Consider the following 6,991-nt stretch of genomic DNA (forward strand, 5'->3'; position numbering starts at 1 on the left):
TATTAATATTGAGGGGCAAGGGGATGTAATATGAAAATCTGTAATGCGGTGACCAGTGATGTGAAAGAAATTTATAGTCTTATTGAGGTTTATGCAAAAGAGGGAGTTGTTTTACCACGTTCTCTTTTGTCTCTTTATCAATATTTGCAATGTTTATATGTTATGAAAGAAGACGAGAGAATTGTTGGAGTTGCTGGATTGCATGTGTTAGGAGAAGATCTTGCAGAAATACGATCGTTAGTAGTTTCGCATACATATGCAGGGAAAGGGATAGGACGTATGCTCGTAAATCATGTAATGGAGGAAGCTACGAAAATAAATGTAAGAAGAGTAATTTCCTTAACATATGAAACAGTATTTTTTCAAAAGTGTGGATTTGATTTTATAAATAAAGAAGCGTTGCCAGAGAAAGTATGGATTGATTGTAGACATTGTCCAAAGATGGATTATTGTGATGAAGTGGCGATGGTTCGGTATGTTGGATAAAAAATTTATAGAGAAAAAGTTCCCACTATTATTTACAGATATAGTGGGAACATGTATTTACATAAGAAATGGACAGGTTATTAAGAATTTGAATTCGTTTGTCTTACGGCAAAATTATAAAGCGGATCTTTAAGTTCATAGTTATACGTTAAACCGTCGACAATTCCTACAACTTTATCATTATCATAAAGGTCGAGCATAAATTGTGCCATTTGTTTTGCAGTGTGGAATTTCGGTACAACATTATCGTATTCGAACTCATCAATACCAAATGAACGTTTTGCAAATTCTGTTTCAGTTGCCCCAGGTGCTAAAACCTTTGCTTGCAGTTTTGCGCCTTGTTCTTTCAGTTCGTGAGACAGCCCTTCTGTAAAGGCACTTACATAAAATTTTGTAGCGCAATACGTAACAGCATCAGCAACAATCGTGTATCCGCCGCCCGATGAAACGTTAATAAGCTGTGTTCCGTCAACCATTGAATAATCTCGAACGAAAAGAGAAGAGAGTATTGTTAGTGCTTCTATATTGACATGCAACATCGTCTCGATTTTATTTAAATTTTGTTCGGCAATTGAGGCGAAATTACCAAAACCTGCGTTATTAATCCACGTTTCAATTTGAAAAGCTTGTAGGCTTTCATAAAGTTTATAAACATCTTCAGTAACAGATAAATCAGTTCGTCGAATGACAACATCTAACTCTGGATGCATTTCGTTAATTTTCAATTTTAATCCATCTAATTCTTCTTGTCTTCGAGCTACAAGTACTAAATTTTTCCCGCGAGATGCAAATGCTAAAGCTGCTTCATAACCAATTCCGGAACTTGCACCAGTAATAACAGTGTATTTCATATAAAATCCCCCTAAATTCAAATTTATTTATGGTTAGATTGTATTTGTTAGAGTATACTCTAAGTCAAATGTTTTTTATAAATTTGATACGTTCATAAAATATATAAGGATAAGCATGTGGAGGGAGTTTAGTATGTATACAATTAGTGAGGTAGCAAAATTATTAGGATTGAGCACACATACACTACGTTATTATGAAAAGGAAAATATATTGATTGCAAATCGTGATACAAATGGAAATCGACTTTACGAAGAGTCACATATAAAGTGGTTGCAGTTTGTAATGAAATTAAAACAAACGCAAATGCCAATAGCGAAAATAAGAGAATACGCTAGATTATATACAGAAGGGGCGCATACAACAAAAGCTCGTTTACAGCTCCTAGAAGATCATAGGAAATCTATTCAGATTCAAAGAGAAAACTTAGAGGTTACAGAGAAGATGCTTGAGAATAAAATTCGTGCATACAAAGGCTCATTGGAAAATAAATAGATGGTTGTTATGTGATGAAAAATGGATTTTATCTATGAGTATTTCATCATAGTGTATGGATAAATAAAAAAGAGCAGCTAGCAAAAGCTAACTGCTCCATTCAAGGGATCTCTCCAAGGGGGAGTGGAGAAAATATTATGTTACTAGCATTATTGACAGATTATTAAAAAATATACAAATAGGATGAAAGAAATTTTAAATAAACTTTCGGCATTGACAATTTTTAAAATGTTCATGTACAATATATATGAATGACATTCAGTCATTTTTGTGTGACAGGATGCAGTTAGCTTAGAAATGGAACAAATACAATGGTAAATGAGGATGATAGTTGTTTTTATATAGTATTGATGAAAGAGTATATTTTTTTAAAATAAAAATGACTGATAGTCAGTCATAAGAGGTGAGAGGTATGAAAAATAGAGCTTGGTTATATGTCATATTAACATGTATCTTTGAAATTTTTTGGGTGTTTGGTTTTAATACGGCTAATACTTGGTGGCATTGGATTATTATTTTAGGAGTTATCGCTGTTGATTTTCACTTCCTTTCTAAAGCGTGTGAACATCTTGCAACAGGAACTGTATATGCTATTTTCGCTGGAGCTGGTACGGTAGGTACTTTCTTAATGGATGTATTTCTTTTCGGTGGAAGTTTCAGCGCAGGCAAACTATTCTTCATTCTTATGGTAGTAGCCGGCGTTATCGGTTTAAAGTTAGCTGACAATAAAGAAGAAACTGTGGAAGGAGTTGCTTAAAAATGGGTTGGTTTTTCGTATTTTGTGCTGCAATTAGTGAAATAGTCGGTGTGATAGGACTTAAAATGTATAGTAAAGATAAGACATTAGCCAATGGTGCGATTTATATAGGTGGGTTTGCTACATCCTTCGCATTTTTGTATACTTCCTTCTTATTTTTACAAGTAAGTGTCGCGTATGCGGTTTGGATTGGTATCGGAACAGCAGGTGCAGTTTTGTTAAACATGTTCTTGTTTGGTGAGTCGAAAAGTAAAGCGCGTATCATTAGTGTGTTTCTTATTGTATGTGGAGTGACAGGATTAAAGGCACTTTCTTAAAGATATATTGTATTTTTATCTCCTAATTGTTTATTAGGAGATTTTATTATAAAAAAATGATTTCCTCTTAGAGTTCACTATCATTGACAGTACAATCGATTATCTTATAAAATGAGTGACAGTCATTCAATATGCGTGTGAAAGGGTTTAGATGATGAATAAAAAAGAGAAAATTGTCTATGCAGCTATTGAAGTGTTTCAGGAAAAGGGCGTCGAAAAAACGAAGATTTCTGATATCGTGAAATTAGCTGGCATTGCGCAAGGAACTTTCTATTTATATTTTCCTTCTAAGTTATCTGTTATGCCTGCAATAGCAGAAGTGATGGTTGAAAAGATGATACTTGCAGTGAAAGAAAAAGTGCAAAACGATGCGCCTTTCTCAAGTAAAGTGACGCAAGTAATAGATGCGGTGTTTCACTTTATAGCTGAATATCGTGAAATACAAGCTTTAATGTATGCTGGTCTTGCATCTACAGAACATATAAAAGAATGGGAAGCTGTGTATGAGCCTCTTTATATGTGGCTAAGTGAATTTTTAAGTGAGGCAAAAGAAGCCGGTGAAATTCGTGATTCGGTTCACGCAGAGCGAACAGCGAAGTTATTTATCGCTCTAGTTGAATCAGCAGCGGAACAAGTGTATTTATATGATCATAAAGATGATGAGCAAGTCGATTTGCAAAAGGCAGAAGTACTAGATTTTTTAACACATGCACTACATATAAAGAAATAGTGAGATGAACCTGTCTGAAAAGGTAGGTTCATTTTTGAGGAAAACTGAATGATAGTCATTCACCTGATGCGTATGTATGTGTGGAAGGATAGTGTGAAATTCTAACGAGTAGGGGGCATCTCTACTCATGACTAGCCCACAAATAGAAGGATAAAGAAAAAGCTTCTTGGGCATTATTTTTTGAGAGGAACTTACGGGAAGAGGTGTTAAAAAGTGAAGAAACCGATAAAAGAACAAAAGATGGTATTGGTCATTCTTTTGAGTAATATATTTATCGCTTTTCTAGGGATTGGATTAATCATTCCGGTTATGCCGTCCTTTATGAATGATATGCATTTAACAGGGAAGACGATGGGATATCTCGTTGCAGTGTTTGCAATGGCACAGCTCATTACTTCACCTATTACAGGCCGGTGGGTTGATCTTTACGGTAGAAAGAAAATGATAATCATTGGATTATTTATTTTTGGTGTTTCAGAGCTTCTTTTTGGATTAGGAAAAGATGTATGGATGCTTTATGTAGCAAGGGTATTAGGCGGAATTAGTGCTGCTTTTATTATGCCTGGTGTTACGGCATATGTTGCGGATATTACATCTATTCAGGAACGTCCAAAGGCGATGGGATACTTATCTGCGGCTATTAGTACTGGATTCATTATAGGTCCTGGAATCGGCGGATTTATTGCAGAATACGGTATACGTGTGCCGTTTTTCGTTGCAGCAGTAATTGCTTTTATAGCATGTGTGATTTCGATCTTTATTTTAAAAGAACCGTTAACGAAAGAAGAACTTGCAGAGATTTCTTCTAATACGAAGGAATCAAGTTTTATTGGTGATTTAAAGAAATCATTACATCCAATGTATGCAATTGCATTTATTATCGTATTTGTACTCGCATTCGGATTATCAGCGTATGAAACAGTGTTTAGCTTGTTCTCTGATCATAAATTTGGCTTCTCGCCGAAAGATATCGCAGCAATTATTACAATTAGTTCAATCTTTGGGGTAGTTGTGCAAGTATTTATGTTTGGCAAATTGGTAGACATGTTCGGTGAGAAAGTGTTAATTCAAATATGTTTAATTGTAGGTGCAGTATTAGCATTCGTCTCAACTGTAGTCTTTAATTATTGGATTGTACTTCTCGTTACTTGCTTCATTTTCTTAGCATTTGATTTACTTCGTCCAGCTTTAACGACATTTTTATCAAAAGCAGCCGGAAAAGAGCAAGGATTCGTCGCTGGTATGAACTCGACTTATACGAGTTTAGGAAATATCGCAGGACCAGCGATGGGCGGAATATTATTTGATATGAATATCCATTATCCATATGCATTTTCAGGCGTTGTTTTAATAGTTGGTCTCGCTATTACATTTATGTGGAGAGAGAAACAGTTGGCTGAAAGTTTTGCGAAGTAATAAAACCCCTTACGACGGTAAGGGGTTTTTGTTTTATTCTGATTAAAGTTTCATTTTATAAACTTAATCCAAACCGTTTTAATTCAATAAAAATCCCCTCTAATTGCTTTCCTTTATCCGTTAATGTGTACTCTACACGAGGCGGAACTTCTGGATATACTTTTCTCGTTATAATGCCTTGAGACTCTAATTCTTTTAGTCGAAGCGATAATGTTTTTGGACTAATACCATCCATTGATTTTTGTAAATCACTAAAGCGTAATGTTCCTTCGATAAGAAGATCACGAATGATTAAAAACGTCCATTTTGTACTAATTACATCAAGCGTTTTAGCGATGGGACAAGGTATGCCAGGTAAACCTTTCGTTAATTCAACTGGATTTATATCGTTCATGGAACTAGCCTCCATAAAATTTTTTTGGATGAATTTGCTTTATAGTATCACAAAACTATACTTTTGGTAACTATATGAAAAAAATATCACTACTTCCATAAAGGAAGTTAGTGCATATACAATAGCAATACGAAACAAAAAGGATTTATATAAGGAGGTGGTGATTTCCATGGGGTTAAAAAAGTTACTTGGATTTCTTAGTTTGTTTGTTATTTGTATTGTGCTTGTAGCATGTGGTGTGGAACAAAAAACTGAAGTTCAGTTATTAAAAGAAATGCCAAAGCCAAAAGCAATGACAATTGATCCCTCACTAAGTAAAAAAGAAGCGACAGAAATGGTTCATGCGGCGCAGCGTTTTTATGCATTTTGGGATACAGGTAAGGAGGAACTTATTCCGCAGACTGTTACTAAAGATTTCTTCGATAATACATTGCCGAAAGGGCGACCACAAGGCATTGAAGGATTAAAGTTTGCAGCGCAAAATTTTCGTAAAGTTGTGCCTGATATACATTGCGAGATTGAAGACTTATTAGTTGTTGGTGATAAAGTAACGGCCCGTCTTTCTTTTACAGGAACGCATAATGGTAAGAAAATTAATTTTTTTGCAATTGATATTTTACATGTGAAAGACGGAAAGATAACAGAAGATTGGCATTTAGAAGATAATCTTACACTACAGCAGCAACTCGGCTTAATAGCTGAAGAGTAGATCATATAGGGGAGAGGAAAGCGATGAAAAATATATTTATTATAAATGGACATGAAAAATACGGTACAAAGGAAGGACGATTAAATAAAACGTTAGTAGATTATATGGTTACTGTATTAGGCGAGAATCATCATGTGAAAACAACAACGATTCAAGATGGTTACAATATTAAAGAAGAACAAGATAAGTTTTTATGGGCCGATGTTGTGATTTATCAAACGCCAATTTACTGGTTTAGTGTACCAGGCTTATTTAAAACGTATATGGATGAAGTATATGAATACGGTTTGTTCTTTAAAGGTGCAGATGAATATGGAACAGGTGGTTTATTAAAAGAGAAAGAGTATATGTTCTCTACAACTTGGAATGCACCTAAAAAAGCATTTGGAGATAAGACGAAGTTCTTTGAAGGAGAAAGTTTAGAATCAGCGCTTAGTCATTTACACCGCGTGCAGAAGTTTCTCGGTATGAGTCCGTTAAAGAGTTTTGCTTGTTATGATGTGGTGAAGAATCCGGATATAGAGAAGTATTTAGGGAAATTGAAAGATCACTTAGATGGAGTAATTAAATAATAGTATGTGAAGAAGGTATTACTAAGGATGTAGTACCTTCTCTTTCACGAAATACGTTTAAAATCTTTACTTATACAGGACTGCTTTAGTTTTTTTGATTTGATTAAATGTTTCATATCAGAGATGTTATCGTATGAAAGCTGAGTATGATAATAGTTAATGTACTCAAGTAATGCAAACATATAAATAAATAGAGTAAATGATAGCCCGCCTAAAGGTAAGTAGGGATACCAAATTACAAAATCAATAGTAAACGTAATAAATCC

The 6,991-nt window shown here is 34.6% G+C and carries 10 protein-coding genes and 1 pseudogene; 8 read left to right on the forward strand and 3 right to left on the reverse strand.

Annotation, left to right across the window (positions count from 1 at the left end; all coding sequences use genetic code 11):
• Positions 1-30 precede the first annotated feature (30 nt).
• Positions 31-486: an N-acetyltransferase gene (locus ABWK52_RS22445; protein ID WP_000686662.1), complete on the forward strand. Its 456-nt coding sequence runs from the start codon at positions 31-33 to the stop codon at positions 484-486.
• Between the two features lie 80 nt (positions 487-566).
• Here the strand turns inward: ABWK52_RS22445 and ABWK52_RS22450 are convergent, their stop codons facing one another.
• Positions 567-1,337: an SDR family NAD(P)-dependent oxidoreductase gene (locus ABWK52_RS22450; RefSeq protein WP_000878073.1), complete on the reverse strand. Its 771-nt coding sequence runs from the start codon at positions 1,335-1,337 to the stop codon at positions 567-569.
• 133 nt (positions 1,338-1,470) lie between these two features.
• On the opposite strand from ABWK52_RS22450, the gene ABWK52_RS22455 reads away from it, so the two are divergent.
• The 5 genes from ABWK52_RS22455 to ABWK52_RS22475 all read left to right on the forward strand — a co-directional run bounded on the left by ABWK52_RS22455 (position 1,471) and on the right by ABWK52_RS22475 (position 5,050).
• A complete protein-coding gene (locus ABWK52_RS22455; protein ID WP_098541759.1) occupies positions 1,471-1,830 on the forward strand; it encodes a MerR family transcriptional regulator in 360 nt (119 codons plus the stop codon).
• A 412-nt stretch (positions 1,831-2,242) separates the two neighbouring features.
• On the forward strand, positions 2,243-2,587 hold the full coding sequence (locus tag ABWK52_RS22460; protein WP_000796019.1) for a DMT family transporter: 345 nt from the start codon (positions 2,243-2,245) through the stop codon (positions 2,585-2,587).
• Positions 2,588-2,589: 2 nt separating this feature from the next.
• Complete coding sequence (locus ABWK52_RS22465; RefSeq protein ID WP_000539671.1) at positions 2,590-2,904, forward strand: DMT family transporter; 315 nt, start codon at positions 2,590-2,592, stop codon at positions 2,902-2,904.
• A gap of 151 nt (positions 2,905-3,055) precedes the next feature.
• Complete coding sequence (locus ABWK52_RS22470) at positions 3,056-3,634, forward strand: TetR family transcriptional regulator (RefSeq protein ID WP_063535727.1); 579 nt, start codon at positions 3,056-3,058, stop codon at positions 3,632-3,634.
• A gap of 213 nt (positions 3,635-3,847) precedes the next feature.
• The gene (locus ABWK52_RS22475; protein ID WP_000742955.1) at positions 3,848-5,050 is read left to right on the forward strand and encodes an MFS transporter; all 1,203 of its coding nucleotides are present in this window, start codon (positions 3,848-3,850) and stop codon (positions 5,048-5,050) included.
• 55 nt (positions 5,051-5,105) lie between these two features.
• Here ABWK52_RS22475 and ABWK52_RS22480 read toward each other — a convergent pair whose 3' ends face one another.
• A complete protein-coding gene (locus ABWK52_RS22480) occupies positions 5,106-5,444 on the reverse strand; it encodes a winged helix-turn-helix transcriptional regulator (RefSeq protein WP_000997917.1) in 339 nt (112 codons plus the stop codon).
• Between the two features lie 169 nt (positions 5,445-5,613).
• Between ABWK52_RS22480 and ABWK52_RS22485 the strand changes: the two genes are divergently transcribed.
• Both ABWK52_RS22485 and ABWK52_RS22490 read left to right on the forward strand, forming a co-directional pair.
• Positions 5,614-6,153 carry an ester cyclase gene (locus ABWK52_RS22485; protein WP_016109292.1) on the forward strand — a complete coding sequence of 180 codons (540 nt, stop codon included), beginning with the start codon at positions 5,614-5,616 and terminating at the stop codon, positions 6,151-6,153.
• Positions 6,154-6,176: 23 nt separating this feature from the next.
• Positions 6,177-6,725 (forward strand): NAD(P)H-dependent oxidoreductase, encoded by a 549-nt coding sequence (locus ABWK52_RS22490; protein ID WP_000789184.1) that lies wholly within the window; start codon positions 6,177-6,179, stop codon positions 6,723-6,725.
• 44 nt (positions 6,726-6,769) lie between these two features.
• On the opposite strand, the pseudogene ABWK52_RS22495 reads toward ABWK52_RS22490, so the two are convergent.
• A pseudogene (locus tag ABWK52_RS22495) lies at positions 6,770-6,991 on the reverse strand (general stress protein); the annotation flags it as partial.

The sequence above is a fragment of the Bacillus sp. AP50 genome (genome assembly GCF_040492675.1).
Lineage (GTDB): Bacteria > Bacillota > Bacilli > Bacillales > Bacillaceae_G > Bacillus_A > Bacillus_A cereus.

Coding starts and splice junctions, on each gene's coding strand:
- ABWK52_RS22445 (WP_000686662.1), top strand. CDS start 31: ATGAAAATCTGTAATGCGGTGACCAGTGATGTGAAAGAAATTTATAGT.
- ABWK52_RS22450 (WP_000878073.1), bottom strand. CDS start 1,337: ATGAAATACACTGTTATTACTGGTGCAAGTTCCGGAATTGGTTATGAA.
- ABWK52_RS22455 (WP_098541759.1), top strand. CDS start 1,471: ATGTATACAATTAGTGAGGTAGCAAAATTATTAGGATTGAGCACACAT.
- ABWK52_RS22460 (WP_000796019.1), top strand. CDS start 2,243: ATGAAAAATAGAGCTTGGTTATATGTCATATTAACATGTATCTTTGAA.
- ABWK52_RS22465 (WP_000539671.1), top strand. CDS start 2,590: ATGGGTTGGTTTTTCGTATTTTGTGCTGCAATTAGTGAAATAGTCGGT.
- ABWK52_RS22470 (WP_063535727.1), top strand. CDS start 3,056: ATGATGAATAAAAAAGAGAAAATTGTCTATGCAGCTATTGAAGTGTTT.
- ABWK52_RS22480 (WP_000997917.1), bottom strand. CDS start 5,444: ATGAACGATATAAATCCAGTTGAATTAACGAAAGGTTTACCTGGCATA.
- ABWK52_RS22485 (WP_016109292.1), top strand. CDS start 5,614: ATGGGGTTAAAAAAGTTACTTGGATTTCTTAGTTTGTTTGTTATTTGT.
- ABWK52_RS22490 (WP_000789184.1), top strand. CDS start 6,177: ATGAAAAATATATTTATTATAAATGGACATGAAAAATACGGTACAAAG.